Raw genomic sequence first — 26,750 nt, forward strand, 5'->3', positions numbered from 1 at the left:
GACGTGAGGCGACATGACTGACATGACATGACTGACGTGACGTCAACGGGGTTTGCTCCGACCGGCGTCGGCCATCCGGTCGACCAGCCACGCGGTCGCCGGCATCACGACCAGCGCGGTGCACCAGCCGCCGAGCACGTCGGTCGGGTAGTGCGCGCCCAGGGCGACCTGCGCCCAGCCCATGACGGCGCCGGCGGCCAGCGCCGCGGCGAGCACGAGTGTTGTGCCGGCCGTCCCGCCGAGGCCGAGCCGGCCGGTCACGAGCAGCGCCACCACCAGGGCGAGTGCGGTGAGGAAGGCGGTGTGCCCGCTCGGGTAGGACAGGTGCCCGTCGTGGATGGTGCGTCCCGTCAGGGGCTTGAGCAGCGTCGTCGCCCCCACGGTCGCGCCGGTGCCGACCACGGTGAGCACCGCTGCGCGAGGAGCCCGGAGCAGCAGGCAGCCGGTGACGGTGGCCACGACCAGCGTCGCCGCTCCCGCGGGCTCCCCCAGGAAGTCCGTGGCCAGAGCGAGGTGCCGCCACGGCGGGGCCACGCCGTGGACGGCCGCCCAGATCCGCGCGTCCGCCGCGCCCGGCTTGCTCTCGCCGGAATACAGGCCCCCGAGCACGACGACCACCAGCGCGGCGAGGGCCGCGACCGGCCCGAGCCACAGGCGCGTTGCCGGTCGCCGGCCCGTCACCGGCGAACCGGTCGTCTCTGCGGGTTCAACGGACCCTCCCCCGTGGTTTCAGCGGTGTCCGCGGCAGCCCGGGGGCCGGGAGCGGGTCCCCGTCGTACCCCTTCACCTCGCCGAACCGCGTCCCTTCCATCCAGTCCCGGCGGGCCTGCTCGATCTCCTGCTGGGTACGGCCGATCCAGTTCCAGAACATGATCAGCTCCTCCTCGAACGGCTCGCCGCCCAGGAGCATCAGGCCCGCGTCCGTCTCGGCGCGCAGCGGGAGTTCGGTGCGTCCGCAGCCGAGGTAGAGCATGGAGCCCGGCAGCACCGGGACGCCGTCCACGCGGGCCTCGCCCGACATGGACAGCACGGCGTACTCGAAGTCGGCGTCGAGGGGCAGGCGGACGTCCGCACCGTGGGTGAGGGTGAGGTCGGCGCCGGTCAGGGGGGTGTAGGTGGTGCCGGGCGAGGCCGTGCCGTCGAGGGTGCCGAGGACGACCGTGGCCGTCAGGCCGGGGGCGGTGACGACCGGCAGGTCGGGGTGGTACTCGAAGTGCGGTTCGGTGTGACGGTGGGCGTCCGGGAGAGCGACCCACAGCTGGGCGCCGTGCAGGAGGCGGGCGTGCGGGCGCGGGCTCTCCTCGGAGTGGCTGATCGCCCGGCCGGAGGTCATCAGGCCGAGTTCGCGGGCGCGGATCGTCTGCAGACTGCCGGTGGAGTCGCGGTGCAGGACCTCGCCGTCGTGCAGCCAGCTCACCGTCTGCAGGCCCATGTGCGGATGCGGAGGCACCTGCATCCCGGGCTCGTCGGCGATGTCGTCGGGGCCGTAGTGGTCGACGAAGCACCAGGCGCCGACCATACGGCGGCCCAGGTTGGGCAGCAGCCTGCGGACCTCGGTGGACTCGCCGAGCTGGACGCGGCGCGGGCTGAGGAGTTCCCGCACGGGCTCCGCCACGACGAAGCCCCGGCCGCCGCACACGGCGGGGACCGCCTGGCGATCGAGATTGCTCATGGCGCCCAACCTAGCCCCGAACGGGTCCCTCGCGTCAGTACGTCGCCATGCCTGCACTCCGCGTACACGAGGAAAATAATAGCCATGGACATAATAACCATGTACTCTATGGGCATGAGTACACGTCCGGTACGAGGGGGGCCGACCCCCGGCTTTCTGGTCTGGCGGCTGTCGATGAAGTGGCGCGTCGCGGTGGACCGCGCGGTCGCCCCCCTAGGGCTGACCCACGCGCAGTACTCGCTGGTGGCGTCCCTGTACGGGATGCAGCACACCGGCGAGCAGCCCAGCCAGCGCCGCCTGGCGGACCACACCGGGCTCGAACCGCTCTACGTCTCGAAGCTCGCCCGCTCCCTGGAGGCCGCCGGCCTGGTGGAGCGCACCCGGGATCCCCGCGATCCCCGCGCCATGAAGCTGGCGCTCACCGAGCAGGGCACCGAGGTCACCCTCCGGGCGATCGAGGTGGTCCACGGTCTGCTGGAGCAGCTCCTGGAGCCGCTCGGCGGTCTCGACGGGCCGCGGACGCGGGAGTTCACCCGCGATCTGACCGCGCTGCTCGACGCGCCCCTGGATCCGCCCGCGCACGTGAAGGAGCAGTCATGACCACCTCCGCACCCATCGCCGACGGCCGCACCATCGGCCTCGCCCACTACGCCTCCCGAGCCGTCCTGGAGACCGTGCTGCGCCGCTACGGCGCGACGTTCCAGCAGCTCGTCGCCCTCCGTCTGGTCGCCGTCGCCGACGCCCCGGTCGAGCGCGGCGCGCTCGTCGCCCAGGTCGCCGACGCCCTCAAGTCCGGCCCGGAGGACATCCGGGAGGTCGTCGCGGAACTGATCGCCCGCGGGCTGGTCGCGGACGACGCGTCCCACCTGACGGCCACGGAATCCGGCCGCGACCTGCAGGAGCGCACGGCGGCCGAGACGGCCGCGATCTCCGCCCGGATCTACGCCGGCATCCCCGCGGAGGACCTCGCGGCGGCCGGCCGGGTGCTGGCGGTGGTGACCGAGCGCGCCGACGCCGAACTCGCCGCCCTCACACCCTGATCCGGCCCGGGCCGGGCACGGCACCCGGGTGATGTCGTGGAATGTTCAACCGTCGGCGCCGGTTGGGACCACCGAAGGAGGTCTCCCATGACCACGACGAGCGCCACGACCACGGCCTACTACGGCCACGGAACACCCGCGGAGCGCTGGGAGCGCGCGCAGATGTTCTTCGACGCCCGGGACCACGCCGCCGCGGCAAGCGTCCTCGCCGGACTGGTCGAGGAGGTGCCGGAGCAGACCGGGCCGCGGCTGCTGCTGGCCCGCGCCTACTACCACTCCGCCCAGCTGCGTCGCGCGGAGGCGGAGCTGCGGGTACTCGTCGAGCGCGACCCGGTGGAGCAGTACGCCCGGCTGATGCTGGGCCGCACCCTGCAGAGGCAGGGGCGGCAGCAGGAGGCGCAGAGCCATCTGCGGATCGCGGGCGCGCTGGCGGGTGACTTCCCGGAGCTCGAGATCCGGACGGCGATGGACCCGTGGTGATGCCCGGTTCCTCCCGGGGCCGGGCACCGGCCGCGTCGGGGGGCCCTCCGGGTGCCGGCCCGTGCTGCCGTGCCACCACCCTGGTACGCCCGCCGGCCACGCTGGCGGGCGATCTCGCCGAGGATCACCTCGCGCGCCCGGATCCCGGTGAGTGGCGTGGCGCGGGTCGCCGCGGTCCCGGGCCCGGCCTGCCGACGTCCGCGTCGCGCCCGGTCAGCTGTCCCGGTACGCCTCGAGCAGCCGCAGCCACACCTCGCTGATCGTCGGGTACGAGGGGACCGCGTGCCACAGGCGGCTCAGCGGGACCTGGCCGACGACCGCGACCGTCGCCGAGTGGACGAGTTCGCCGACGCCGGGGCCGACGAAGGTGACGCCGCGCAGGATCTCGTCCTCCAGGTCGACCACCATGCGGGCCCGGCCCTTGTAGCCGTCGCTGTACAGGGAGGCGCCGGCCACGGCGGAGAAGTCCACGTCGACGGCGCGGACGCGGTGGCCGGCCCGTTCGGCCTCGGCCAGCGACAGGCCCACGGCGGCCGCCTCCGGGTCGCTGAAGACCACCTGGGGGACGGCTCCGTGGTCGGCGCCGGCGGTGTGCGGGCTCCAGGCCCCGGCGGTGAGCGGCTGCCCGGTGGCCCGGGTGGCGATGGCGGCTCCGGCGATACGGGCCTGGTACTTGCCCTGGTGGGTGAGGAGTGCGCGGTGGTTGACGTCACCGACCGCGTAGAGCCAGTCGTGGCCGTCCACCCGGAGGCTGTCGTCGACCTGCAGCCAGGAGCCGGGTTCCAGGCCGACGGTCTCCAGACCGACGTCGTCGGTGCGCGGGGCACGACCGGTGGCGAAGAGGATCTCGTCGGCCTCGAAGCGGTCGCCGGTGTCGGTGACGACGACGACCGTGCCGTTCTCGCGGCGGACGGACGTGACCGAGGTGCCGGTGCGGAGGTCGGCGCCGGCCTCGGTGAGCGCCTCGGCGACCAGCTCGCCGGCGAACGGCTCCATGCGAGGCAGCAGGCCCTCGCCGCGGACCAGGAGGGTGACCTGGGCGCCGAGGGCCTGCCAGGCGGTGGCCATCTCGACGGCGACGACGCCGCCGCCGACCACGATCAGCCGGCCGGGCACGGCCCCGGCGCTGGTCGCCTCGCGGCTGGTCCAGGGCTGTACGTCGGCGAGCCCCGGCAGGCCGGGCAGGGCGGCACGGCTGCCGGTGCAGAGGGCGACGGCGTGCCGGGCGGTCAGCACGCGCCGCTCACCGTCGGGCCCGGTCACCTCCACCGTGCGCGGGCCGGCGAGTCTGCCCCGGCCGCGGTACAGGTCGGCGCCGGTGCCCTCGATCCACCGGACCTGGCCGTCGTCCTTCCAGTGGGAGGCGTACTCGTCCCGGTGGGCGAGGACGGCGGGCGCGTCGAGGGGGCCCTGCACCGCCTGACGCACACCGGGGACGCCGCGGGCGTCCGCGCGGGTGATGACCGGGCGCAGCAGGGCCTTGCTGGGCACGCACGCCCAGTAGGAGCACTCACCGCCGACCAGTTCGCTCTCCACGACCGCGGTGGTGAGACCGGCCGCACGGGTGCGGTCGGCGACGTTCTCGCCGACCGGGCCGGCGCCGACCACCACGACGTCGTACGCGAGGGGGTCCGTCGGGGAGTCCGTCCGGGATTCCGATTCCGTCATGAGGTCAGTCTGGTGGGTGGTGTGCGGCGCTCGCCACATGGGTACGCGCGCCGGACAGCACGGGTACGTCCTCGGAATACCCGGCCGCGCGGCCGTGTTTGCGCCGACGGCTCCCGCCCCCGAGTTCAGGAAGAGGGAACACGCCAATGAGCACCATGGAGCTCACCAAGGAGAACTTCGACCAGACGGTCACGGACAACGAGTTCGTCCTGATCGACTTCTGGGCGGAGTGGTGCGGGCCGTGCCGGCAGTTCGCTCCCGTGTACGAGAAGGCGGCCGAGGAGAACCCGGACCTGGTCTTCGGCAAGGTGGACACCGAGGCGCAGCCGGAACTGGCCGCGGCCTTCGGTATCCAGTCGATCCCGACACTGATGATCGTCCGGGACCAGGTGGCCGTGTTCGCGCAGCCCGGTGCCCTGCCCGAGGCCGCCCTGGCGGACGTCATCGGACAGGCCCGGAAGCTGGACATGGACGAGGTCCGCAAGGCGGTCGCCGAGCAGCAGGCCGCGGAGGGCCAGGAGGGCCGCGAAGGCGCCCAGTAGGCCGGGCGGCTCCGGAAGCCGGTGCGCCTCCCGGAGCCGGCGGCCTCGGTGGTCGGCCGAGCTCCGGGCGGCACCGGCCGTCCGGAGCTCAGCTCGACTCGCGGTGCACCAGCGTCGCGCCCAGCACCTTGTGCCGCTCGGGCGCGGCACCCGGGTCGCGCACCGCGCGGTCGACCAGTTCGGCGAGATCGCGAGCCGAGGGCAGCTCGATGTGCACGGTGCTCAGCCGCGGGCGGAGCAGTCGCCCGAGCATCAGGTCGTCGGCGCCCACCACGGCCGTCCCTCCGGGGACGGCCACGCCCGCGTCCTGCAGGGCGCGGCACAGCAGCATGGCGTACTCGTCGTTGTAGGCGAAGACCGCGTCCAGGCCGAGGGTGTCCCAGCGGGCGGCGAGCCGCTCGGCGTCCCGCTCGTCGTAGCCGAGGGGCAGTTCGGTCACGGTGGCGTCGGAGTCGTGCACGGCGCGGCGGACGCCGCGTACGCGGGGTGCCGAGAACAGTCCCAGGCCGGGTTCCCGCGGGACCACGACCCCGATCCGGCGGCGCCCGCGGTCGTAGAGGTGACGGCCCGCGCAGTCGCCGACGGCCTCATGGTCCATGAGCAGGGCGTGCGCGCCCTCCACGGGCTCGGTGCCCAGGGTGACCACGGCGCGGGCGCCGGAGCGCTTGAGCACCTGCACCCCCTGCGGTCCCAGACCCGGCCCGGGCACCAGTACGGCGACCGGGCGCAGTTCGGCCCAGACGCGGGCGGCCTCGTCGCCGGGCAGGCCCACGGTGCCGTACTGGACGACGGTGTAGTCGAGCCGGCCGAGCGCCCCCTGCAGTTCGCCGAGGAACCGGTGGTACAGCGGGCCGACGGGGAAGGTCGGCGCGGGCATCACGACCATGCGGCTGTGTCCGGCGCGCAGACTGCGGGCGGCGGCGTGCGGCACGTAGCCGAGTTCCTCGGCCGCCTCGCGGACCCGGCGGCGGGTGGGCTCGCTGATCCGGACGGCGCTGGCGTTGTTGAGGACGTAGGAGACGGTCGCGCGCGAGACGCCGGCCAGGCGGGCCACATCGGCGCTCGTGGGGACGGCGCGCGGTGCGGGAGAGGGCACGGAGGCGGGCGTTCTTGGTATCTGCACCATGACGTACGGCATCTTGGCAGAAGCCGGCGGCGCGGCGTCCGGTGGGGCACTGTCGTCCGGATCGGACGAAAGCCGGGCAGGCCCGGGCGTGGGCGGCGCGAGGCGGGGCGGCGGCCGAGGGTCACGGCCCGCCCGGGTCAGCGCGCGGATCCCGCCCGGGCAGTACCGGGGGCCGCCCGGGCAGTACCGGGGGCCGCCCGGGCAGTACCGGGGGCCGCCCGGGCAGTACCGGGGGCCGCCCGGGCAGTACCGGGGGCCGCCCGGCCCGCGCGGGCTCCCGCCCGGCCGGCACGGGCCCGTCGCCGGGACCGCCGCCCGGTCCGCAGCGGAGCCCCGGCCGGTCAGTGCGGGGATCGGGTGCGGGTCAGCCGGGCCACCAGGTCCAGCCAGCCCTCCTCCAGGCGGGCCAGAGGCATCCCGCGCTGCCGGGTGAGGTGGTGGATCTGGGCCGGGTCGAGATACGCCATGAGCGTGTACGAGAGGAGTTCGGCCTCCTCGCCCGGGAGGGCCTGGCGCAGCAGCAGGGCCACGTGGCCGCGCAGGAACTGGCGGGGCGGGCTGCCGTAGCGGCGCTCCGGGCCGGGGTCGGCGGCCAGCTGCAGTTCGAGTTCGTCCCCGGTGCGGCGCAGCAGGGCGCAGCCGAAGGCGCGCAGCCGGTCGACGGGCGCAGCGCCCGGGCCGAGCGGCGGCGGACCGCTCAGGAAGGCGGCCTGGAACTTCTTCTCGGAGTGGTCCAGCAGAGCCATCAGCAGGCCGGTGCGGTCGCCGAAACGACGGAAGACCGTGCCCTTGCCGACCGAGGCCGCGGCGGCCACCGCCTCCATGGTGACGCCGGCCGCTCCGTGCTCCGCCACCAGCCGGGCGGCGGCGTCCAGCAGCCGGGCCCGGTTGCGGGCGGCGTCGGCGCGCAGACAGGTCTCGTCCTGGTCGCCGACGGCGCCGAGCTGCAACAGCTCCGGCGGGACGGCGGCCTCCCGGGACTCCGGGGCGGGCGGTGGTGCGGCGGACATGAGGACAGCGTAGAGCATCGGGGAATGAAACTGGACCGCGGTCCGGTTAAGGTGGTACAGATAAGCGGACCCCGGTCCGGATCATTCTTCGCCGTCAGGCCCGATTCCCAGGAGTTCCCATGTCCGTCCGCATCCTCGCCCTCGTCGGCAGCGTTCGCGCCGGCTCGCACAACCGCCAGCTCGCCGAGGCCGCCGTCAAGCTCGCCCCGGAGGGCACGGAGGTGCAGCTCTTCGAGGGGCTCGCCGAGATCCCGTTCTACAACGAGGACATCGACGCCGAGGGCACCCTCCCGGCCGCCGCCGGCCGGCTGCGCGAGGCCGCCGGTGCCGCCGACGCCCTGCTGATCTTCACGCCGGAGTACAACGGCACCATCCCGGCCGTGCTGAAGAACGCCATCGACTGGCTGTCCCGGCCGTACGGCGCCGGGGCCATCGGCGGCAAGCCGGTCGCCGTGGCCGGTACCGCCCTCGGCCAGTACGGCGGGGTGTGGGCGCACGACGAGACCCGCAAGTCCGTGGGGATCGCCGGCGGCACGGTGGTCGAGGACGTCAAGCTGTCCATCCCGGGCTCGGCCGGCCGCTTCGGCTCGACGCATCCCGCCGACGACACCGAGGTCGCCGCGCAGCTGACCGAGATCGTCGCCCTGCTGCACCGCCGCGCGGGTGAGGCCGCCGCGGCCTGAGCACCGCGTTCCGCCGACCGGGGCCGGAGTCCACAGGACTCCGGCCCCTCGGATGCGGGTCGCCGACGCCGCGGCAGCCGGGTGGTCTCCCGCAGCCGCCCCGCCCCGGCACAGCCGGTGCGGTGACCCGGACGGCCCCCGCCGACACCGCCGACACCGCCGATCCTCGTTCGAAGGTGCAGGTGAGCGGCAGGGGCGGAGCTGTTGACGGGAGGCGGGGACGGCCCGTAGAAAGCTGACCGGAGAGAGCTGGTTCACCAGGCGTGCCCGCACGGGCCCGCCGGACGGCAGGAGACATCGGCGTGCAGCGTCTTCCCCTGACGGGGGTCACGGTGGTCAGCCTGGAGCAGGCGGTGGCGGCGCCGTACGCCACCCGGCAGCTGGCGGACCTCGGCGCCCGCGTCATCAAGGTGGAGCGCCCGGGCGGCGGGGACTTCGCCCGCCGCTACGACACCACGGTCCACGGCCAGTCCAGCTATTTCGTGTGGCTGAACCGGTCCAAGGAGTCCCTCACGCTCGATCTGAAGGACCCCCGGGGCAGGGAGATCCTGCACCGGCTGCTGGACGGTGCCGACGTGCTGGTGCAGAACCTCGCGCCCGGCGCCGCCGACCGGCTGGGCCTCAGCGCCGCCGGACTCGCCGGGCGGCTGCCGAGGCTGATCCCGTGCACCGTCTCCGGCTACGGCACCAGCGGTCCGTGGGCCGACCGCAAGGCGTACGACCTGCTGGTGCAGTGCCAGACGGGTCTCGTCTCGCTCACCGGAACGCCCGAGGAGACCGCCCGTGCCGGGATCTCCGTCGCCGACATCGCCGCCGGGATGTACGCCTACAGCGGCATCCTCACCGCGCTGTACACCCGCGCCACCACCGGCACGGCGCACCCGGTGGAGGTGTCCCTGTTCGAGGCGCTGGCGGAGTGGATGGGCCAGCCCGCCTACTACACCCGCTACGGCGGCAGCCAGCCCCCGCGGCTGGGCACCCGGCACGCCACCATCGCGCCCTACGGCGCCTTCCGGGCCGCCGACGGCCGGGAGGTGCTGTTCTCCGTCCAGAACGAGCGCGAGTGGGCCGCCCTGTGCGAGCTGTTCCTGCGGCGGCCCGAGCTGACCGGCGACCCGCGGTTCGCCACCGGAACGGACCGGGTCGCGCACCGGGCGGAGCTGGACGCGATCGTCGCCGAGCGCTGCGCCCGCTCCGGCAGCGCCGAGCTCCTGGCGGACCTGCGGGACATCGGCGTGGCCTGCGCCGGGGTCAACGACGTCGCCGCGTTCCTGGACCATCCGGTGCTGGCGGGCCGCGACCGCTGGCGGGAGGTGGCGGTACCCGGCGGGGCCCGCGTGGAGGCGCTGCTGCCGCCGGCCGACCTGATGGGCGTCCCGGCGCGGATGGACCCCGTCCCGGCGGTCGGCGAGCACACCGACGCGATCCTCACCGAACTGGGTCACTCGCCCGCCGACATCGAGGCGCTGCGCGCGGACGAGGTCGTCTGAGCGGGCGGCGTCCCGCGGAGCCGCGCGGGACGCGCGCGCCGCGCGGCTATCCGCCCGGCCCTCCGGGCACCGTGCGGCCGGTGTGCAGGGCGCGCAGCACATCGTCGTCGGTGAGCTGGTCGAACTCCTCGTACCAGAGCCCCACGGCGGTGAAGGCGGCCGGTGCGTACAGACAGAGCACCTCGTCCGCCTCGGCCCGCATCAGCTCCACCGAGTCGGGGGCGCCGACCGGCACGGCCAGCACCAGCCGCCCCGGCTGCCGGCGGCGCAGCGCACGCAGCGCCGCCCGGGCGGTCGACCCGGTCGCCAGTCCGTCGTCGACCACGATCACGGTGCGCCCGTGCAGCTCGGGGGCGGGGCGGCCCTGGCGGTAGCGCTGCTCGCGGCGGCGGACCTCGGCACGCTCGCGGGTCACCGTGGCCGCGAGGTCGGCCTCGTCGAGGCCCAGCCCGGCCAGGGCACGATGGTCGAAGAGGGGTTCGTCGTCCCCGGCGATCGCGCCGATGCCGTACTCCTCGTGGAACGGCGCGCCGATCTTCCGTACGACGAGCACGTCGAGCGGGGCGTCGAGCTCCCGGGCGACCTCCCGGGCCACGGCGGCACCACCGCGGGGCAGGGCCAGGACCACGATCGGCTCCGGCAGCCCGCCGCCGTCCCGCAGGGCCCGCAGTTCTCCGGCCAGCGCCTGTCCGGCCTGCCGGCGGTCGTGGAACCGCATGGTGGGCGCGCCTCCTTCGTGCCGTGTGCGCTCCCCCGCACCCGCGTACCCGCCCCGCCGCCTCCGATTCGGCCGGCCCGGAACCGACGGCGATTCCGCGGTCCGGCGGCTCACCTGCGGTCCCCCGGACGGAGCAACCCGGGTTTCCGGACGACGCGCGGGGCAACCCGGCATCCGCCCACCCCGAACCCGACGGGAGTCCCCGGATGACCACGGCCCCTTCCCGGCCCAGGCCCGCACGGCCGGGTGCCCGCATCGGCGTGCTCGGCTCGTACGGTGGTTTCAACATCGGCGACGAGGCGATCCTGGCCTGCGTCCTGGGCTGTCTGCGCGGCCGGCGCCCCGACGCGCACCTGGTCGTGTTCAGCCGGAACGCCGAGCACACCCGCGCCCATCACCGCGAGGCCGACGAGGTGGTGGACTGGGAGGGCGTCAGCCGCAGCCGTGTCCTGGGCGTGCTGCGCCGGCTCGATCTGCTGGTGCTGGGCGGCGGCGGCATCCTCTACGACGGCGAGGCGCGCCGCTATCTCCGGCTCGTGCGCGCCGCACAGGACCGGGGCGTCCCCACCTTCGCGTACGCGGTCGGCGCCGGCCCGCTGCGAGAGGCGGAGGACCGGGAGGCGGTGCGCACCGTGCTGGCGGACATGGCGGACGTGGTGGTGCGGGACGAGGAGTCCGCGCTGGTGCTGGAGGAGGTCGGCCTGGAGCGGGACGTCACCGTCACCGCCGACCCGGCGCTGCTGCTGCGGCCGGAGCCGTTCACCGAAGGGATGATGCGTGACGAGGGCGTGCCCACCGGGACCCGGCTGGTGGGGATGTCGGTCCGGGAGCCGGGCCGGGCCGCGGAGAAGCTGGACGAGGGCGACTACCACGCGCTGCTCGCCGACGTGGCCGACTTCCTGGTGCGGCGGCTGGACGCTCATGTGGTGTTCCTGCCGATGGAGCGGTACGACGTCCGGCACGCGCACTCCGTGCTGTCCCACATGACCGCACCGGACCGGGGCCGGATCCTGCACGGCGACTACAGCCCCGGCCAGCTGCTCGGCCTGATGCGCCATCTGGACCTGGCCGTCGGCATGCGGCTGCACTTCGTGATCTTCGCGGCGCTGTCCGGTGTGCCGGTGCTGCCGCTGCCGTACTCCGGCAAGGTCTTCGACTTCGCGCGGCGGCTGGGTGCGCCGGCCCTGGTCGGCGTGGCCCGGGAGCAGGCGGGGCTGCTGCTGGCGGAGGCGGACCGGCTGTGGGACGAGTATCCGCAGCGGCGGGAGGACCTGCGGGACCGGATGCGGGAGCTGACCACGGCCGCGCGGGAGACCTGCGTGCGCTGCGGCTCGCTGCTGGACGAGATCGCATGCGGCGTGCCGGAGCCGGAGCGGGACCGGCGCCCTACCGCCGAACCTGCCCGGATGACCCCGTGAGGGAGCCCCGATGCCGATCCTGACGGAACCCGGTGAGTCCGCCACGGTCACCCTGCCGCCGCGGTCGGCCCGGCACGGGGGGCGCTGCGACGTGCTGGTGGTCGGCGGCGGCCCGGCCGGATTCGCCGCCGCACTCGGGGCGGCGGCCACCGGCGCGGACGTCGTGCTGGTGGAGCGGTACGGGTTCCTCGGCGGGAACGCGACCGTGGCGCTGGTGATGCCCCTGATGTCGTTCCACAACGAGCACAGGCAGGCCGCGTTCACCGAGTCCGGCGCGGAGTCCCGGCTGCTGCCCACCGATCACGGCGAGGGCGAGCCGGTGGTCGCGGGCGTGCTGTGGCAGCTGCTGGAGCGGCTCACCGCCCGCGGCGGCTGCATCCCGCCCGGTACCGGGACCGGCTACACGGTGCCCTTCGACCCGGAGGCCTTCAAGCTGGTCCTGCTGGACCTGCTGGACGAGGCCGGGGTCCGGCTGCTGTTCCACGCCTTCGCCTCCGCCGCGCTGCCGCTGGACGACGGCTGGCGGGTGGTGTTCGAGTCCAAGTCGGGTCCCGTGGTGATCGACGCCGCGGTGGTGGTGGACGGCACCGGGGACGGGGACGTCGCGGCGGCCTGCGGGGCGCCGTACGAGATCGGGCGGCCGGAGGACGGTCTGGTACAGCCGATGACGCTGATGTTCCGGGTCGCCGACTTCGACCGGCCCGGGTTCTCCGAGTACGTCCGCGAGCACCCCGACCAGTGGCGCGGGGTGCACGGGCTGTGGGACCTGGTCGAGGAGGCGCGGGCGGCCGGGGAGCTGCGGCTGCCGCGGGAGGACATGCTGTTCTTCGAGACCCCGCATCCGCGGGAGGTCGCCGTCAACAGCACGCGGGTCACGCGGGTGCTGGGCACCGACGTCTGGGACCTGACCCGGGCGGAGTACACCGCCCGCCGCCAGCTGGACCGGATCGACCGGTTCCTGCGCTCCCGGGTGCCGGGGTTCGGGACGTCGTACGTGGTGCAGAGCGGTATCCAGGTCGGCGTCCGGGAGACCCGGCGGGTGCTGGGCGACTACCAGCTCACCGGGCACGACATCCTGGCCGCCCGCGCCTTCCCGGATGCGGTGGCGCACGGTGCCTATCCGGTGGACATCCACAATCCGCGCGGTTCCGGCACGGTCCTCAAGCGGGTGCCGCGGGGCAGCTTCTACGACATCCCGCTGCGCTGTCTGATCCCCCGGGACACCGAGCGGCTGCTGGTGGCCGGCCGCTGTATCTCGGGCACGCATGTGGCGCACTCGTCGTACCGGGTCATGCCGATCGCCATGGCGACCGGGCAGGCGGCCGGGGTGTGCGCAGCGCTGACGGTGCGGCACGGGCACGGCCCGCGCGGACTGCCCTACCGGCTGGTGCAGCGGGAGCTGCTGCGCCAGGGTGCACGGCTGCGCACCGAATCCCTGCCGGCGCCGGTCCGCTGACCGGTGTGCCCGGTCAGCTCGCCCAGTCGAGCAGCCGGTCGCGGGTCTCCGGGGCGCGGAGGTGGGCCAGTGAGGCCTTCTCCAGCTGGCGCACCCGCTCCCGGGTCAGGCCGACGTGCCGGGCCACCTGCTGCAGGGTGCGCGGGCGGCCGTCGTGCAGGCCGTAGCGGAGGCTGAGGATCAGCGCCTCGCGGGGCGCCAGCGTGCCGACGGCCTCCCGGAGCTCCGCGGCGAGCGCCTGGTACTCGGCGACCTCGGGGGCCTGGAGCACCTCGGTGTCGGCGATGAGGTCGCCGACCACCGTCTCGCCGGTGGCGTCGACGGGGGTGTCGAGGCTGACCGCGTCCCGTCCCACCCGGCGCAGCCAGACGACCTTGTCCGCGGCGAGGCCGCCGGCGTCGGCGACCTCCTCGACGGTGGGCTCCCGGTCGAGGCCGTGCCGCAGCCTGCGCTCGACCTTGGCGAGCTTCTGCAGCTGTTCCACGACGTGCAGCGGCAGCCGGACCGTGCGCGCGTGCGTCGCCAGGCCCCGTTCGATGGCCTGGCGGATCCACCAGGTGGCGTACGTGGAGAACTTGAACCCCTTGGTGTGGTCGAACTTCTCCACGGCCCGGATCAGGCCGAGGTTCCCCTCCTGGATGACGTCCAGGAGGGGCAGTCCGCGGTGGGCGTGCCGCTTGGCCATGGACACCACCAGCCGCAGGTTGGCGCGGACCATGTGGTCCTTGGCGGCCTGTCCGTCGCGTACGGCCTCGGCCAGTTCCCGGCGCCGGCCGGGCGACGGGGCGGGTTCTCCGGTGTCGGCCTGCTCGAGCTCCTGCTGTGCGGCGAGTCCGGCCTCGATGCGCCGGGCGAGCCGTACCTCGTCGTCGGCGGTCAGCAGCGGGGTGGCGCCGATCTGCGCCAGGTACTGGCCGAGCAGGTCGGGTTCCTCGTCGGGCTCGGGGATGCGGGTGCGCAGCCGTGCGGTGCGGGTGGCGGCGCGGCGGTCCTCGCGGGCGTCGGCCGCGGTGGTTCCTGCCGGGGGAGACATGGGGAGTTCCTCCGTCTCGTCGTCCCTTCGTCCCTCGGGTCCCTTCGTCCCTCGGGCCCTTTCGTCGCTCCGGCCCTTCCGTCCCTCAGCCCCCGTCTTCGTCACTCAGCCCCCCGTCCCGTTCGTCTCGCCCCGTGGTCCCGTCCGGTCTCCCGCCGCGCGGTCCGAGGGTCGGTGACCGGGTGGTTCCGTGCCGCGCTCCCGGCGCAGACGACTGATCACCGTCGCCAGGTCGGTCACCGCCAGCAGGGCCACGGCGGCGCAGATCGCGGCGACGGCGACCAGGGCGCTGCGGCCGGGGCTGTCGCCGGGATCCGAGTGTGCGGCCCACACGCCGAAGTAGGCCGCGCCCGCGATGAACGACGGCAGGAACACCGCCGACAGCAGCAGGCGCAGCCGCAGCGGACTCTGGGCGGTGACCGGTTCGGTGCCGGTGCGCGGGAAGCGGCGGCCGAACGCGCCGGACCGGGAGCGGGGCACGGGCGGCTCCGGCCCCCGCGGGAGACGGCCGGGCATGCGGTTCCTCTCTCAGTGGTCGGGGGCGGCCCTGCTGATGTCCGCCAGGGGTGAGTCCGGGTCCTCCAGCACGGCGAGGTCGCCGAGGCTGACGACGCCGACGGGGCAGCCACCGTGTTCGACGACGGGGATCCGGCGGACGGCGTGCTGCCGCATCAGCTCGACCGCCCGGTCGGTGGTGTCCTCGGGACCGAGGGTCACCACGGGAGGCGGTGTGCACACCGAGCCGACCGGCGTGTCGTCGGGGTCGCGGCCGTCGGCGACGGCCCGCAGGACGATGTCGCGGTCGGTGAGCACACCGAACAGGTCGGAGTCGTAGGCCACCAGGACGTCCCCGACGTCCCGCTCGCGCATCAGCCGTGCGGCCCGCGTCACCGTGGTCATGGGCTCGACCGCCGCCGTCGCGGGCGACATCACGTCCCGTATCCGCCGGGTCATGGGCACCTCCGGATGCTGCGTCGGTACGGAGCCGGATGGGCGCACGCCCGCATGCTCCGTGTCCGCCGCGTAGCCCGGAACGGGGCGCGTAAACCGACGTCCGCCACCGGGTGCTCCGACATCGGCTTCCCGGCAGCCCTGCTGCGCGCCCGGGTGCGCGCGTGCGGCCTTGCCGGGCCCGGGGTGACGCCTCCGGTGGCCGGCGCCGGCGGCCGACGGCACCGGTCCGGCGCGCATGCAGCACCCTTGCGGCATCCCGCCCCTCCATGCGCCAACCGTGCGGCGTCGAGCAGGGGCCCGGGCCGGCATGGCCGCCCATCGTCCGGCGAGGCGGGCCGCCCCCCGCCGACCGGAGACAGCGGCACCGCCGCTCCCGGCACCCGGGTGACCGCCTTCCGCCGCCCGGCCGCGGAACCGGACCGTACTCGAGGCGGTCGACGGCAGGACGGCCGACGACACGCCCCTTCGTGCCTCGCCCCGCACACGGCGCAGCCCAGCCGCCCCGCCCCGCAGCAGCCGCGCGGAGCGGGGGCACCTCGGCGGACGCCTCCGGCCCCGGTGCGGGGCCGACCGGGGCGCCCGGACGCTGTCCGGGTGGTCGGCCACCGGGAAGCCGACTACCGCGGCGCGGCCGTGCCGCGGGGGGGCTGCTCGGCGCCGTCACCCGCCCCCGTACGGGGCGCGCGGTCGCCGGTGTGCTGCCGCCGGCGACACCGCTGCCGCTCCGCGGCGGGCCCGGGCGCCGGTGACGGGCCCGCCGCCCCGCCTCAGCAGGCCCCGGCGACTTCCTCGGTGACGCCGTTGAGCGGTGAGGACGGGTCGCTGCCGTACGGGCGGGTGATGATCTCCAGGCCGTGTCCGGCGGGATCCGTGAAGTAGACGCCGCGCCCGCCGTCGTTGCGGTTGATCCGGCGTGGCTGCCGGCCGTGCGGGTCGGCCTGGATCGGGACCCGGGCCTCGACGAGCCGGGCGAGGGCGGCGTCGAACTCGTCCTCCGCGACGAGGAACGCGTAGTGCTGTACAGGGATGTCGATGTCGACGGTGGCGAAGTCCAGGGTGACGCCGTTGGCGGTCGTCACGGGCAGGAACATCCCGGCCGGACGGCCGACCTCCAGCCCCAGGACATCGGCGATGAATCGGGCGGACCGCTCCCGGTCGCGGGAGAGGACGATGGTGTGGTTGAACTCGACTGACACGGGTGAATGCCTCCACGGGCATCTCCGCGGCACCTCCATGCCTCACCCGGACGGTGACCGACACGCGATGCCGTGCCACCGACACTAGTCCCTCCCACCCCGCCGGGGCACGGAGGAATATCGCTGGAACGCCGGTCCCAGCGCGTGTTTGCATGCCTGCATGCTGTCCCCCGACCGTCTGGCGGCCTTCGCGGCCCTGTCGTTCCTGATCATCGTGGTCCCCGGCCCGAGTGTGTTGTTCGTGATCGGCCGGGCGCTGGCCCAGGGCCGCCGCGCCGCGCTCACCACGGTGGTGGGCAACACGCTCGGCGGCTGTGTCCTGGTCGTCGCCGTCGCCCTGGGCATCGGGTCGGTCGTGGCACGCTCGGCCGCCGTCTTCACGGTGCTCAAGCTCGCGGGCGCCGCCTACCTGGTGTTTCTCGGTGTCCGGGCGTGGCGTGAACGCCGCTCCCCCGCCGCCGTGTTCACCGGGGGCGGGGCAGGGCACGGCGGGCTCCGTACCCTCTGGGAGGGGTTCGCGGTCGGGGTCAGCAACCCCAAGACGCTGGTGTTCTTCGCCGCCGTGCTGCCGCAGTTCGCCGACCGTGCACAGGGCGGGGTCGCCGCGCAGATGCTGCTGCTCGGCCTGGTCTTCAACGCCGTCGCTCTCGCCTGCGACAGCGGCTGGGGGCTGCTCGCGGCGACCGCCCGGGGCTGGTTCGCCACCTCGCCGCGGCGCATGTCCCTGGTCGGTGGCGCCGGCGGCCTGGCCATGATCGGGCTCGGTGTCACCGTCGCCGTGACCGGGCGCAAGGACTAGGGGAGGACGGCGCCGGGGCCGGCGGGGCTCGGGGGCCGGGCGGGGTCAGGCGCCCGCCTGGTCGCTGTCCTTCAGCGCGCCCCAGCCGTGCCAGCGCTCGACCTCGATCCAGGCGCTGACCCGGGACCGGACCCGGTTCGGATAAGGGCGGCCGGTGTAGTGCCGGGAGATGCGGTCGATGTCCGCGAGCCCCTCGTCGTCGCGCATCCCGGTCACCCGGCCGATGAGGGTGACGTGCGTGTACCAGTCGTCCTCGGCCAGCACGGTGAGGGTGACGCGCGGGTCGGCGCGCAGGTGCTTCAGCCGGACCCGGCCCTCGTCGAGGCTGATCAGCGCACGGCCGTCGTCCCACAGGTACCAGGTGGGGGTGGAGACGGGCGTGCCGTCGGACCGGACCGTGGCCATCACGCACGGGTTGGGGCGGCCGAGCAGGGTCACGGCCTCGGCGGGCAGCGGCGGCTTGGACATCGGGGCCTCCACGGGTCGTCGTTCAGGGCACGCAGGCGTCGTCGTCAGGTCGGGACGTGTCCAGGATCGCTCAGCCGGCCGGTTTCTCGTCGTAGCTGGCGTAGTACGCCGCGGCCATGTCCTCGTCGCCGTGCCCCTGTGCGGCGGCGCGCTCCAGCCGTCGGACGCCTGCGTCCGCCAGGTCGAGGCGGATGCCGTGCCGCTCGCCGGCCCGGACGATCAGCCGGGCGTCCTTGGCCGCGGTGGCGACGGCGAACTGAGGCGGGGTCAGCCGGCCCTCCCGGATCAGCGCGGTCTTGGTGTGCAGGTAGCCCATGTCGAGCGGGCCGCCGGAGATGGCGTCGAAGAACCCGGCCGGGTCCACGCCCAGCGCCTCGGCGAGCGCCAGGACCTCTCCGGCTGCGTTGGTGGCGGCGATGACCCAGCTGTTGGCGACCAGCTTCAGCCGGGTGGCGCTGCCCGCTGCGGCGTCCTCGCCGGTCCACACCGTGCGGGAGCCCACGGCGTCGAGGACGGGCTTCACCGCGTCCCGTGCGTCGGGCGGCCCGGCGGCCAGCACCAGCAGCTGTCCGGCCTCCGCGGGCTGCCGGGTGCCGAGCACCGGTGCGTCGAAGAGGACGAGGCGGTGTTCGCGGGCGAAGGCGGCCAGGTCGCCGAGCGCGTCCAGGCCGGCGGTGGTGGACTGCACCCAGGCCGTGCCGGGCCGCAGGCCGGGCGCGGCCCGGCGCATGACGTCCAGCACGGCCGGGCCGTCGTACAGCATGGTGAGGACCACGTCGGCGTCCCGTACCGCCTCCGCCGGGGTGCCGGCGACGTGCGCGCCGTCCGCGGCGAGCGGCTCGGCCCTGCCGCGGCTGCGGTTCCACACCCGGACCTCGTGTCCGGCGCGGGCGGTGTTGCGGGCCATCGCGGCGCCCATGATGCCGGTGCCCAGGACGCACACGGTGAGCTGGTCGGTCATGACGTCGGCTCCCTGATCTCGGGGATCTCGCAAGGCTGGTGACCGGGTATCAGCCTGCCATCCCGGACCGGACATCGGGCTCGGACCCGCCGCCACCCGGCCGGGACCGCCCCCGGGGAACGCCTGCACGGCACACCCAAGTCCCGTTTCCGCCCTGCGCGTTCCGTCCTGGCACACCGGAGGTTACCGTTCGGTAGACAACGTGCCCGACGGAGGTGTCCGCATGACGTTCGACCGTGCCGCAGGCCTGGCGGAGTCCGCCCGCGCTCTCGCCGCGGGGGAGGTGACGTCCCGTTCGCTCGTGGAGCAGGCGCTGGCGCGGATCGCGGCGACGCAGGGCGAGGGCTCGCTCAACGCCTTCCGGATCGTGCGCGCCCAGGCCGCGCTCGCGGAGGCCGAGGCGGCCGACCGGGAGTTGGCGGCCGGAACCCGCAAGCCGCTGCTGGGCGTGCCCGTGGCCGTGAAGGACGACATGGACGTGGCGGGCGAGCCCACCGCCTTCGGCTGTGCCGGGGAGCATCCGCCGGTCGCGGCGGACGGCGAGGCGGTACGGCGGCTGCGCGCGGCGGGGGCGGTGATCGTCGGCAAGACCAACACCTGTGAGTTCGGGCAGTGGCCGTTCACCGAGGGGCCCGCGTTCGGGTCGACCCGCAATCCGTGGAGCAGCGAGCACACCCCGGGCGGTTCGTCCGGCGGGTCGGCCGCCGCGGTCGCGGCCGGACTGGTGCCCGCCGCACTCGGCTCGGACGGCGCCGGGTCGGTGCGCATACCGGCCTCCTGGACGCATCTGGTCGGCATCAAGCCGCAGCGCGGCCGGATCTCCACCTGGCCGCGCGGCGAGTCCTTCCACGGCATCACGGTCAACGGCACCCTGGCCCGTACGGTCGCCGACGCGGCCCTGCTGCTGGACGCGGCGAGCGGCAACCACGAGCGGGATCCGCACCGCCCGCCGGCGATCGACGCCTCGGCGGCGGTGAGCCGCACCCCGGGCCGGCTGCGCATCGCGCTGTCGCTGAAGCCGCCGTTCACCGGGCTGCCCGCCCGGCTCAGGCCGGAGGTGCGCGCCCGGGTCGTCGAGCTCGCCGGCCGGGTCGCGGATCTGGGCCACACCGTGGAGGAGGCCGATCCGCGCTACGGGCAGATCGGGCTGGCCTTCCTGCCCCGCGCCACCGCCGGGATAGCCGAGTGGGTGGGCGAGGCACCGCACCCCGCGCTGCTGGACCGGCGCACCCGGGAGGCGGCCCGGCTGGGCCGGCTGCTCGGCGGCGCGCCGCTGCGGGCGGCCCGGCGTGCCGAGTCGGCGCTGCACCGCAGGATCGGCGCTCTCTTCGAGACGTACGACGTGATCCTGGCGCCGACGACCGCGGCGCCGCCGCCGCGGATCGGCGCGATGGCCGAGCTGAACGGTCTGGCCACCGACCGGGCGATGATCGCCGCCTGCCCGTACGCCTGGCCGTGGAACGTGCTGGGCTGGCCCGGCGTCGGCGTGCCCGCCGGGTTCGTCACCGGCGGCCTGCCGGTCGGCGCGCAGCTGCTCGGGCCCGCGGGCAGCGAGCCGCTGCTGATCGGGCTGGCCGCGCAGTTGGAGGCGGAGCTGCGCTGGCACGAGGCGTGGCCGCCGCAGGGCCGGGAGCCGGCGGCGGACGTCCCGGCGGCGTGAGCGGGTACTCCCCTGCAGTACGGGCGCGTCGTCGCCGACGAGCGCCACCCCCGGCCACAACTGCGATCCCGACCCGGCGGGACCGACCGCCTGGGCGTGGGTGCCCCGGGAGGAGAACTGCGGCCGGGGCGAGGACCGGCTGGTGCCGGCCGCCGCCGGGAAGGCCGTGGGCACACGGCCTGCGGAGCAGCCCTCCGGCCGGCGGCACGACGGCGAGCGGGGTGCCGGGTGGATCGGCAGCGTGCCCCGGGACCGGTCGAGACGGGTCCCGGGGGGGGGCCGCACAAAACGGGGGGTGGCCGCACAAGGGGAGGTACCGCCGGGGACCGTTCACCCGGGACCGGATGCGCGTCGCGCCTGGTACGCCATCGGCCGCGGGAGCAGTACGGCTGGATCCCGCCCCCCCAGCCCGGGTTTCCCTGGGCGGGCGAATTCCGGACCGCCCCCGGGGAATCCGCCCGAGCACCCCCCGGCGTCCCGTCGCCCCGGCGGCCCGCGCGGCCCCCGGCGCCGCTCCCGCCGAAGCTGGGGCGCCGGACTGCGACAGGACGGCCGGGAGCGCCCCCGCGAACGCCTGCCGGACCCTGCCGCCGGCCGAGAGACCGACGCGCACCGGCACCCCGGGCCCGAGCAAGGACCACAGCCCCCGATCACCACCCGATCACTGCGGAACGAACGGCCCGCCCGACGGACCACCACCGCCCGGGACGCGCCGGCTCACCCCCGCCCGCTCCCCCGCGCCGGAGCCCCGGCACCGGCACCGGGATCGGGCCGTGCCTCCGGGAAGGCCCGCGAGAACGCCTGCCGGACGGTGCCGCCCGGCGTGCGGTCGAGAATGCCGAAGGTCACGCGGTCGAAGGCCGAGGCGAACCGGCCGGCGGGGCCCAGCAGGGCTCTGAAGGCGCCCGCGACCTGGGCCGGGTCGTTGCGGAACACACCGCAGCCCCAGGCTCCCAGGACCAGCCGCCGGTGGCCGTGGGCGGCGGCCGTCTCCAGCACCCGCTCGGCGCGTACGGCCAGTGCGCGCGGCAGCTCCGGGGCGCGGTCGGGTGCCGTGCGCAGCACCACGCCCGCGTTGGGTGCGGCGGCGGTGAGGAAGGCGGCCCGGTAGGGCCGGCCCAGCAGCTCGCCGCGGTCGTCGCGGAAGACGGGCACGGCGGGCGAGTGGATCACCCGGTCGGTGTAGAAGGGGTCGCGGCGGGCGCGGTGGTGGTCGTAGAACTCCCGGGCCCGCAGCAGGCAGGTGTACAGCGCGGAGGCGCGGCACAGGGCCTCCTCCTGTGCCTGGGCCCCGCGCAGGAAACCGCCGCCGGGATTGTGCGCCGAGGCGAAGTTCAGTACGGCCACGTCGCCGCCGAGGCGGCGGGCCGCCTGCAGACTGCTCTCGCCGGTGACCTCGAACTCCGTCGCCGCCGGGGCGGGCGAGGGGATCGCGACGGGCTCCGGTCCGTGGATCCGGGTGGCGTCCCGGGCCTCCTGGACGGCCGCCGCGAGCGGGACGTCGCGGCCGTCGGGCACGCGATACCCCCCGGCGGCGACGATCTGCTCCGTCTGCAGGGCGATGCCGCGCAGTCGGGCGCTCACGGCGCCCCCACCCCCGTGTTCACCGCGGTCGCACGCTCCGCGACGTCCCCCGTGGTGCTCATGCACGCATCGTGAGCGATGCTGGTCATGCCGTGCAAAGGGTTTTCCGGACGCGGAACCGTCCGGAGAAGCCCCCGGAAACCCCCGGGACGCGCGGGATGACCGGACCGTAACGTCCCGGTATGCGCCCTTGTGTCGACAGGCACCAGGGGCTTGGGTGGGACGAGTGTGCCGACCGGGGCCGACCGGTCACGGGTCGGCGGCATGGTGGAATCTCAGGAGGATCCCGACATGTCATATACGTCCACTGCCGCGGCTGGCAGCCCCAGCCGGCCGCGTACCGCACTCACCGAAGCAGAGGTCGAGGCCCTGGTCCGCGGCATCTGCTTCAAGACCGGCCCTCCCCGCCGCATCGGCGTCGAAGTGGAATGGCTCGTCCACGAGCTGCGCGAGCCGCAGCTCCCCATGACTCCCCGACGACTCGACGCGGCCTACGCCGCACTGCGGACCGTGCCTCTGAGATCGGCGCTCACCGTGGAGCCCGGCGGCCAGCTGGAGCTGAGCTCGCCGCCCGCCGACTCGCTGATGGAGTGCATCGGTACCGTCTCCGCCGACCTCGAGGCTGTCCGCGCGGTCCTGCGCGGCGACGGACTCGCCCTGGTCGGCCTCGGCCACGACCCCTGGCACTCGCCCCGGCGCTTTCTGCGCCGGCCGCGCTACGACGCCATGGAGGCCTGCCTCGACCGCACCGGCCCGGCCGGCCGCGCCATGATGTGTGCCTCGGCCTCGGTCCAGGTCTGCCTGGACGCCGGCCACGAGGAGCCCGGCCCGCTCGGCCATGTGCGCCGCTGGTGGCTGGCCCACCAGCTGGGCGCCGTCCTGGTGGCCGCGTTCGCCAACTCGCCGCTGGCCGGCCGCCGGCCCACCGGCTGGCTCTCCACCCGGCAGCTGCGCTGGACCCAGATCGGCACCGCCCGCGCGGGCGGTCCGCCGCTGGACGCCGACCCGCGCGGCACCTGGGCCCGGCATGTGCTGGACGCCCCGGTGATGTGCGTGCGACGCGACGACGACGGGCCCTGGGACGTCCCGGAAGGGCTGACCTTCCGGGAGTGGACCCGCTCGCGGGCGCCCAGAGCACCCGACCGGGACGATCTCGACTACCACCTCACCACCCTGTTCCCGCCGGTCCGGCCCCGCGGCCATCTGGAGCTGCGCATGATCGACGCGCAGCCCGGGGACGACGGCTGGATGGTGCCGCTCGCGGTGACCGCGGCCCTGTTCGACGACCCGGAGGCGGCCGAGACCGCCTACCGCACGGTGAAGCCGCTGGCGGAGCGCGCCGTGGGGCTGCCCGCGCCGCACAACCCGCTGTGGCGGGACGCGGCCCGGCTCGGGCTCGCCGACCCCGAGCTGCACGAGGCCGCCGTCCTCTGCTTCGAGTCGGCCCTCGGGGCGCTGCCCCGGCTCGGTGCCGCCACCGAGGTGACCGCCGCCGTCGCGGCGTACCTGGAGCGCTACACCGCCCGGGGCCGCTGCCCCGCCGACGATCTGCTGGACCGGCCGGACGGCGCCGGCCTCCCGCATTCCCGGCTCCGCCCGAGCGGGGGGACCCACGGCCCGCAGGGGAAGGACTTCCGTTCATGACCGAGACCGCGCACGACGCCGGCGCCCTGCGCGAGCGGGCGCTGACCACGCTGGTGACCGCCCGCGACCGCACCACGCTGCTGACGAGCTGTGTGGCGGACCCCGACCTGACCGCGCAGCACTCGCCGCTGATGTCGCCGCTGGTGTGGGACCTGGCGCACATCGGCAACCAGGAGGAGCAGTGGCTGCTGCGGGCCGTCGCCGGGCAGGAGGCGATACGCCCCGAGATCGACAGCCTGTACGACGCCTTCGAGCATCCGCGCGCCGACCGCCCCAAGCTGCCGCTGCTGCCGCCCGGAGAGGCCCGCCGCTACGCGGCCGAGGTGCGCGGCCGGGCGCTGGACGTGCTGGAGAGCACCGCGTTCGACGGCACCCGGCTGACGGAGGCCGGGTTCGCGTTCGGGATGATCGCGCAGCACGAACAGCAGCACGACGAGACCATGCTGATCACCCATCAGCTGCGCCGGGGCCCGCAGGCCCTGACCGCCCCGGATCCCGATCCGGTGCCGCTGTTCACCGGACCGGCAGAGGTCCTGGTGCCGGGCGGCCCGTTCACCATGGGCACCTCCGACGAGCCGTGGGCGCTGGACAACGAGCGTCCCGCGCACCGCCGCGAGGTGCCGCCGTTCTTCATCGACACCACACCGGTGACCAACGGCGCGTACCTGGCGTTCGTCGAGGACGGCGGCTACGACGACCCGCGCTGGTGGGCGCCGGAGGGCTTCGAGCACATACGCCGGCACTCCGTCACCGCGCCCCTGTTCTGGCGCCGGGACGGCCGGCAGTGGCTGCGGCGCCGGTTCGGGGTCATCGAGGCGGTGCCGCCGCACGAGCCGGTGATGCACGTGTCCTGGTACGAGGCGGACGCCTACGCCCGCTGGGCGGGGCGGCGGCTGCCCACCGAGGCCGAGTGGGAGAAGGCGGCCCGCTACGACCCGGCCGGGGACCGCTCGATGCGCTACCCGTGGGGTGACGCCGATCCGGCGCCCGAGCACGCCAACCTGGGCCAGCGGCATCTGCGCCCCGGGCCGGCCGGCAGCTCTCCGGCGGGCGAGTCGCCGCTCGGGGTACGGCAGCTGATCGGCGACGTGTGGGAGTGGACGGCGAGCGACTTCCTGCCGTACCCGGGGTTCCGGGCGTTCCCGTACCGGGAGTACTCGGAGGTGTTCTTCGGGCCCGGGTACAAGGTGCTGCGTGGCGGTTCGTTCGCGGTGGACGCGGTCGCCTGCCGGGGCACGTTCCGCAACTGGGACCATCCGATCCGGCGGCAGATCTTCTCCGGTTTCCGCACGGCCCGTTCGGAGGCCCCCTGATGTGCCGTCATCTCGCCTACGTGGGGCCCGAGGAGCCGCTGGGCCGGCTGCTGGTGGCGCCCCCGCACGGCCTCCACCGCCAGTCCTGGGCGCCCCGGCGGCAGCGGTACGGCACGGTCAACGCCGACGGTTTCGGCGTGGGCTGGTACGCCGCCGGGGACCCGGTGCCGGCCCGGTACCGCAGGGCCGGGCCGATCTGGGCCGACCAGTCCTTCGCCGACCTGGCCCGGGTGGTACGGACCCGGGCGCTGCTCGCGGCGGTGCGTGACGCCACCCTGGCGGGTCCGGACGCGGAGGCCGCGGCGGCGCCGTTCGCGGCGGGGACCTGGCTGTTCAGTCACAACGGGGCGGTGGCCGGGTGGCCCGGCTCGCTGTCCGGGTCGGTGCGTTCGCTGCCCGCGGAGGACCTGCTGACGCTGGAGGCCCGCAACGACTCGGCGTTCGTGTGGGCGCTGGTGCTGAACCGGCTGCGGGCCGGGCACGCCGAGGGCCGGGCCCTGGCGGACACCGTCCTGGAGGTCGCCTCGGCGGCGCCCGCCTCCCGGCTCAACCTGCTGCTCACCGACGGCGCGACGGTCGCCGCCACCGCCTGGGGCGACACTCTGTGGTACCTCGCCCGGCCGGACGGCGGCACCGTCGTCGCCTCCGAGCCGTACGACGACGCTCCCGAGTGGCGGGAGGTGCCCGACCGCACCCTGCTCGTGGCGAGCCGCGCGGCCGTACGGCTCACGCCGCTGCGGGACGCCGCGCCCGGCGCCCCGCCCGCGGCGGGCGATCCCCCCGCGTCCTCCGGCCCGCCCGCGCCCGCCGACCCGTTCGTCCCCGTCCCTGCACCAGCCGAGGAGCACCGTCCGTGAGCCCGTTCCGCATCACCCGCACCCTGCCCGAGGACACCACGGACGCCGCCCTGCGCGCCGATGTCCTGGCGGGCCTGACCGGCACCCCCAAGACACTGCCGCCGAAGTGGTTCTACGACGCGCGGGGCAGCGAACTGTTCGACGAGATCACCGGGCTGCCCGAGTACTACCCGACCCGCGCCGAGCGGGAGATCCTGCTCGCCCGCGCCGGTGACATCGCCGCGGCGACCGGCGCCCGCACCCTGGTCGAACTGGGCTCCGGCTCCTCGGAGAAGACCCGGCACCTGCTGGACGAGCTGACGCACCTGCGCGGCTATGTGCCGGTCGACGTCAGCGAGAGCGCCCTGACCCGGGCCGGGCGGGCCCTGGTCGCCGAGCGGCCCGGCCTCGACGTGCACGCGCTGATCGCCGACTTCACCGCCGCACTGACCCTGCCGGACATGCCGGGCCCCAGGCTGGTGGCGTTCCTCGGCGGCACCGTCGGCAACCTGCTGCCCGCCGAGCGCACCGCGTTCCTCGCCTCGGTCCGGTCCGTGCTCGCTCCGGGCGACGCCCTGCTGCTCGGCACCGACCTGGTCAAGGACGAGGGAGTGCTGGTCCGGGCGTACGACGACGCAGCCGGGGTGACGGCCGCGTTCAACAAGAACGTGCTGACGGTGATCAACCGCGAGCTGGGCGCCGACTTCGATCCCGCGGCGTTCGACCATGTGGCGCGGTGGGACCCGCAGCGGGAGTGGATCGAGATGCGGCTGCGCTCCCGCGGCGCGCAGACGGTGAAGATCCCGGCGCTGGAGCTGGCCGTGGACTTCGCGGCGGGCGAGGAGCTGCGCACCGAGGTGTCGGCGAAGTTCCGCAGGGACGGGGTGGCGGCCGAACTGTCCGCGGCGGGGCTGCGGCCGGCCCACTGGTGGACCGACACCGAGGACCGGTTCGCGCTCTCGCTGAGCGTGGCACGCTGAGCCTGCCCGAAGGGTGCCG

At 75.1% G+C, this 26,750-nt stretch carries 27 protein-coding genes; 14 read left to right on the forward strand and 13 right to left on the reverse strand.

From position 1 onward, the window contains the following. Positions 1-42: 42 nt before the first annotated feature. Both V5O46_RS09540 and V5O46_RS09545 read right to left on the reverse strand, forming a co-directional pair. On the reverse strand, positions 43-681 hold the full coding sequence (locus V5O46_RS09540) for a phosphatase PAP2 family protein (RefSeq protein ID WP_332884045.1): 639 nt from the start codon (positions 679-681) through the stop codon (positions 43-45). Positions 682-706: 25 nt separating this feature from the next. Continuing rightward, entirely contained in the window at positions 707-1,672 is a 966-nt protein-coding gene (locus V5O46_RS09545) for a pirin family protein (protein WP_332884046.1), read from the reverse strand. 114 nt (positions 1,673-1,786) lie between these two features. Here V5O46_RS09545 and V5O46_RS09550 point away from each other — a divergent pair, with 114 nt between their 5' ends. From V5O46_RS09550 to V5O46_RS09560, 3 genes are all read left to right on the forward strand, one after another. Beyond that, positions 1,787-2,272, forward strand: coding sequence for a MarR family winged helix-turn-helix transcriptional regulator (locus V5O46_RS09550; protein WP_332884047.1), 486 nt, complete (start codon positions 1,787-1,789; stop codon positions 2,270-2,272). Continuing rightward, positions 2,269-2,712 (forward strand): MarR family transcriptional regulator, encoded by a 444-nt coding sequence (locus V5O46_RS09555; RefSeq protein WP_332884048.1) that lies wholly within the window; start codon positions 2,269-2,271, stop codon positions 2,710-2,712. Before V5O46_RS09550 ends, V5O46_RS09555 begins: the two co-directional genes overlap by 4 nt. Before the next feature lie 87 nt (positions 2,713-2,799). Continuing rightward, entirely contained in the window at positions 2,800-3,192 is a 393-nt protein-coding gene (locus V5O46_RS09560; RefSeq protein ID WP_332884049.1) for a tetratricopeptide repeat protein, read from the forward strand. Positions 3,193-3,405: 213 nt separating this feature from the next. On the opposite strand, the gene V5O46_RS09565 is transcribed toward V5O46_RS09560, so the two are convergent. After that, positions 3,406-4,860 carry a dihydrolipoyl dehydrogenase family protein gene (locus V5O46_RS09565; protein WP_332884050.1) on the reverse strand — a complete coding sequence of 485 codons (1,455 nt, stop codon included), beginning with the start codon at positions 4,858-4,860 and terminating at the stop codon, positions 3,406-3,408. Between the two features lie 146 nt (positions 4,861-5,006). Here V5O46_RS09565 and trxA point away from each other — a divergent pair, with 146 nt between their 5' ends. Next, positions 5,007-5,402, forward strand: a complete 396-nt coding sequence (gene trxA, locus V5O46_RS09570; RefSeq protein WP_332884051.1) for a thioredoxin — start codon at positions 5,007-5,009, stop codon at positions 5,400-5,402. Positions 5,403-5,490: 88 nt separating this feature from the next. On the opposite strand, the gene V5O46_RS09575 is transcribed toward trxA, so the two are convergent. Further along, the gene (locus tag V5O46_RS09575) at positions 5,491-6,528 is read right to left on the reverse strand and encodes a LacI family DNA-binding transcriptional regulator (protein ID WP_332884052.1); all 1,038 of its coding nucleotides are present in this window, start codon (positions 6,526-6,528) and stop codon (positions 5,491-5,493) included. 341 nt (positions 6,529-6,869) lie between these two features. Continuing rightward, positions 6,870-7,538, reverse strand: coding sequence for a TetR/AcrR family transcriptional regulator (locus V5O46_RS09580; RefSeq protein WP_332884053.1), 669 nt, complete (start codon positions 7,536-7,538; stop codon positions 6,870-6,872). A 119-nt stretch (positions 7,539-7,657) separates the two neighbouring features. Here V5O46_RS09580 and V5O46_RS09585 point away from each other — a divergent pair, with 119 nt between their 5' ends. Together V5O46_RS09585 and V5O46_RS09590 are read left to right on the forward strand one after the other, a co-directional pair. After that, on the forward strand, positions 7,658-8,221 hold the full coding sequence (locus V5O46_RS09585; protein ID WP_332884054.1) for an NADPH-dependent FMN reductase: 564 nt from the start codon (positions 7,658-7,660) through the stop codon (positions 8,219-8,221). Positions 8,222-8,517: 296 nt separating this feature from the next. After that, complete coding sequence (locus V5O46_RS09590) at positions 8,518-9,711, forward strand: CaiB/BaiF CoA transferase family protein (RefSeq protein ID WP_332884136.1); 1,194 nt, start codon at positions 8,518-8,520, stop codon at positions 9,709-9,711. A gap of 46 nt (positions 9,712-9,757) precedes the next feature. Here V5O46_RS09590 and V5O46_RS09595 read toward each other — a convergent pair whose 3' ends face one another. Next, complete coding sequence (locus tag V5O46_RS09595) at positions 9,758-10,429, reverse strand: phosphoribosyltransferase (RefSeq protein WP_332884055.1); 672 nt, start codon at positions 10,427-10,429, stop codon at positions 9,758-9,760. A gap of 206 nt (positions 10,430-10,635) precedes the next feature. Here V5O46_RS09595 and V5O46_RS09600 point away from each other — a divergent pair, with 206 nt between their 5' ends. Further along, entirely contained in the window at positions 10,636-11,847 is a 1,212-nt protein-coding gene (locus V5O46_RS09600) for a polysaccharide pyruvyl transferase family protein (protein WP_332884056.1), read from the forward strand. A 10-nt stretch (positions 11,848-11,857) separates the two neighbouring features. Further along, complete coding sequence (locus tag V5O46_RS09605; protein WP_332884057.1) at positions 11,858-13,303, forward strand: FAD-dependent oxidoreductase; 1,446 nt, start codon at positions 11,858-11,860, stop codon at positions 13,301-13,303. A 13-nt stretch (positions 13,304-13,316) separates the two neighbouring features. Here V5O46_RS09605 and V5O46_RS09610 read toward each other — a convergent pair whose 3' ends face one another. The 4 genes from V5O46_RS09610 to V5O46_RS09625 all read right to left on the reverse strand — a co-directional run bounded on the left by V5O46_RS09610 (position 13,317) and on the right by V5O46_RS09625 (position 16,486). Beyond that, complete coding sequence (locus tag V5O46_RS09610) at positions 13,317-14,336, reverse strand: sigma-70 family RNA polymerase sigma factor (protein ID WP_332884058.1); 1,020 nt, start codon at positions 14,334-14,336, stop codon at positions 13,317-13,319. 105 nt (positions 14,337-14,441) lie between these two features. Further along, on the reverse strand, positions 14,442-14,816 hold the full coding sequence (locus tag V5O46_RS09615) for a DUF6343 family protein (protein ID WP_332884059.1): 375 nt from the start codon (positions 14,814-14,816) through the stop codon (positions 14,442-14,444). A gap of 48 nt (positions 14,817-14,864) precedes the next feature. Continuing rightward, entirely contained in the window at positions 14,865-15,290 is a 426-nt protein-coding gene (locus tag V5O46_RS09620; RefSeq protein WP_332884060.1) for a CBS domain-containing protein, read from the reverse strand. A gap of 767 nt (positions 15,291-16,057) precedes the next feature. Continuing rightward, positions 16,058-16,486 (reverse strand): VOC family protein, encoded by a 429-nt coding sequence (locus V5O46_RS09625; protein WP_332884061.1) that lies wholly within the window; start codon positions 16,484-16,486, stop codon positions 16,058-16,060. 160 nt (positions 16,487-16,646) lie between these two features. Here V5O46_RS09625 and V5O46_RS09630 point away from each other — a divergent pair, with 160 nt between their 5' ends. Next, positions 16,647-17,285: a LysE family translocator gene (locus V5O46_RS09630; protein ID WP_332884062.1), complete on the forward strand. Its 639-nt coding sequence runs from the start codon at positions 16,647-16,649 to the stop codon at positions 17,283-17,285. A 45-nt stretch (positions 17,286-17,330) separates the two neighbouring features. Here V5O46_RS09630 and V5O46_RS09635 read toward each other — a convergent pair whose 3' ends face one another. After that, entirely contained in the window at positions 17,331-17,753 is a 423-nt protein-coding gene (locus tag V5O46_RS09635; protein WP_332884063.1) for a PPOX class F420-dependent oxidoreductase, read from the reverse strand. A gap of 70 nt (positions 17,754-17,823) precedes the next feature. Further along, complete coding sequence (locus V5O46_RS09640) at positions 17,824-18,714, reverse strand: NAD(P)-dependent oxidoreductase (RefSeq protein WP_332884064.1); 891 nt, start codon at positions 18,712-18,714, stop codon at positions 17,824-17,826. Positions 18,715-18,937: 223 nt separating this feature from the next. Between V5O46_RS09640 and V5O46_RS09645 the strand changes: the two genes are divergently transcribed. Beyond that, positions 18,938-20,374 (forward strand): amidase, encoded by a 1,437-nt coding sequence (locus V5O46_RS09645; RefSeq protein WP_332884065.1) that lies wholly within the window; start codon positions 18,938-18,940, stop codon positions 20,372-20,374. Positions 20,375-21,091: 717 nt separating this feature from the next. On the opposite strand, the gene V5O46_RS09650 is transcribed toward V5O46_RS09645, so the two are convergent. Then, positions 21,092-21,958, reverse strand: a complete 867-nt coding sequence (locus tag V5O46_RS09650; RefSeq protein WP_332884066.1) for a TIGR02452 family protein — start codon at positions 21,956-21,958, stop codon at positions 21,092-21,094. 291 nt (positions 21,959-22,249) lie between these two features. On the opposite strand from V5O46_RS09650, the gene egtA reads away from it, so the two are divergent. Genes egtA through egtD form a run of 4 tightly spaced genes read left to right on the forward strand, consistent with a single transcriptional unit; the run spans position 22,250 to position 26,731 of the window. Continuing rightward, positions 22,250-23,602 carry an ergothioneine biosynthesis glutamate--cysteine ligase EgtA gene (gene egtA, locus V5O46_RS09655; protein ID WP_332884067.1) on the forward strand — a complete coding sequence of 451 codons (1,353 nt, stop codon included), beginning with the start codon at positions 22,250-22,252 and terminating at the stop codon, positions 23,600-23,602. After that, positions 23,599-24,915, forward strand: a complete 1,317-nt coding sequence (gene egtB, locus V5O46_RS09660; protein WP_332884068.1) for an ergothioneine biosynthesis protein EgtB — start codon at positions 23,599-23,601, stop codon at positions 24,913-24,915. Before egtA ends, egtB begins: the two co-directional genes overlap by 4 nt. Beyond that, positions 24,915-25,772, forward strand: coding sequence for an ergothioneine biosynthesis protein EgtC (egtC, locus tag V5O46_RS09665; RefSeq protein WP_332884069.1), 858 nt, complete (start codon positions 24,915-24,917; stop codon positions 25,770-25,772). Before egtB ends, egtC begins: the two co-directional genes overlap by 1 nt. Beyond that, positions 25,769-26,731 (forward strand): L-histidine N(alpha)-methyltransferase, encoded by a 963-nt coding sequence (egtD, locus tag V5O46_RS09670; protein WP_332884070.1) that lies wholly within the window; start codon positions 25,769-25,771, stop codon positions 26,729-26,731. The genes egtC and egtD overlap by 4 nt, the downstream gene beginning before the upstream one ends. Positions 26,732-26,750 lie beyond the last annotated feature (19 nt).

The organism is Streptomyces poriticola (genome assembly GCF_036689765.1).
GTDB lineage: Bacteria > Actinomycetota > Actinomycetes > Streptomycetales > Streptomycetaceae > Streptomyces > Streptomyces poriticola.

Coding starts and splice junctions, on each gene's coding strand:
- V5O46_RS09575 (WP_332884052.1), bottom strand. CDS start 6,528: ATGGTGCAGATACCAAGAACGCCCGCCTCCGTGCCCTCTCCCGCACCG.
- V5O46_RS09610 (WP_332884058.1), bottom strand. CDS start 14,336: ATGTCTCCCCCGGCAGGAACCACCGCGGCCGACGCCCGCGAGGACCGC.
- V5O46_RS09600 (WP_332884056.1), top strand. CDS start 10,636: ATGACCACGGCCCCTTCCCGGCCCAGGCCCGCACGGCCGGGTGCCCGC.
- V5O46_RS09595 (WP_332884055.1), bottom strand. CDS start 10,429: ATGCGGTTCCACGACCGCCGGCAGGCCGGACAGGCGCTGGCCGGAGAA.
- V5O46_RS09620 (WP_332884060.1), bottom strand. CDS start 15,290: ATGACCCGGCGGATACGGGACGTGATGTCGCCCGCGACGGCGGCGGTC.
- V5O46_RS09585 (WP_332884054.1), top strand. CDS start 7,658: ATGTCCGTCCGCATCCTCGCCCTCGTCGGCAGCGTTCGCGCCGGCTCG.
- V5O46_RS09640 (WP_332884064.1), bottom strand. CDS start 18,714: ATGACCGACCAGCTCACCGTGTGCGTCCTGGGCACCGGCATCATGGGC.
- V5O46_RS09560 (WP_332884049.1), top strand. CDS start 2,800: ATGACCACGACGAGCGCCACGACCACGGCCTACTACGGCCACGGAACA.
- V5O46_RS09645 (WP_332884065.1), top strand. CDS start 18,938: ATGACGTTCGACCGTGCCGCAGGCCTGGCGGAGTCCGCCCGCGCTCTC.
- trxA (WP_332884051.1), top strand. CDS start 5,007: ATGAGCACCATGGAGCTCACCAAGGAGAACTTCGACCAGACGGTCACG.
- egtA (WP_332884067.1), top strand. CDS start 22,250: ATGTCATATACGTCCACTGCCGCGGCTGGCAGCCCCAGCCGGCCGCGT.
- V5O46_RS09555 (WP_332884048.1), top strand. CDS start 2,269: ATGACCACCTCCGCACCCATCGCCGACGGCCGCACCATCGGCCTCGCC.
- V5O46_RS09580 (WP_332884053.1), bottom strand. CDS start 7,538: ATGTCCGCCGCACCACCGCCCGCCCCGGAGTCCCGGGAGGCCGCCGTC.
- egtC (WP_332884069.1), top strand. CDS start 24,915: ATGTGCCGTCATCTCGCCTACGTGGGGCCCGAGGAGCCGCTGGGCCGG.
- V5O46_RS09630 (WP_332884062.1), top strand. CDS start 16,647: ATGCTGTCCCCCGACCGTCTGGCGGCCTTCGCGGCCCTGTCGTTCCTG.
- V5O46_RS09545 (WP_332884046.1), bottom strand. CDS start 1,672: ATGAGCAATCTCGATCGCCAGGCGGTCCCCGCCGTGTGCGGCGGCCGG.
- V5O46_RS09605 (WP_332884057.1), top strand. CDS start 11,858: ATGCCGATCCTGACGGAACCCGGTGAGTCCGCCACGGTCACCCTGCCG.
- V5O46_RS09635 (WP_332884063.1), bottom strand. CDS start 17,753: ATGTCCAAGCCGCCGCTGCCCGCCGAGGCCGTGACCCTGCTCGGCCGC.
- egtB (WP_332884068.1), top strand. CDS start 23,599: ATGACCGAGACCGCGCACGACGCCGGCGCCCTGCGCGAGCGGGCGCTG.
- V5O46_RS09550 (WP_332884047.1), top strand. CDS start 1,787: ATGAGTACACGTCCGGTACGAGGGGGGCCGACCCCCGGCTTTCTGGTC.
- V5O46_RS09565 (WP_332884050.1), bottom strand. CDS start 4,860: ATGACGGAATCGGAATCCCGGACGGACTCCCCGACGGACCCCCTCGCG.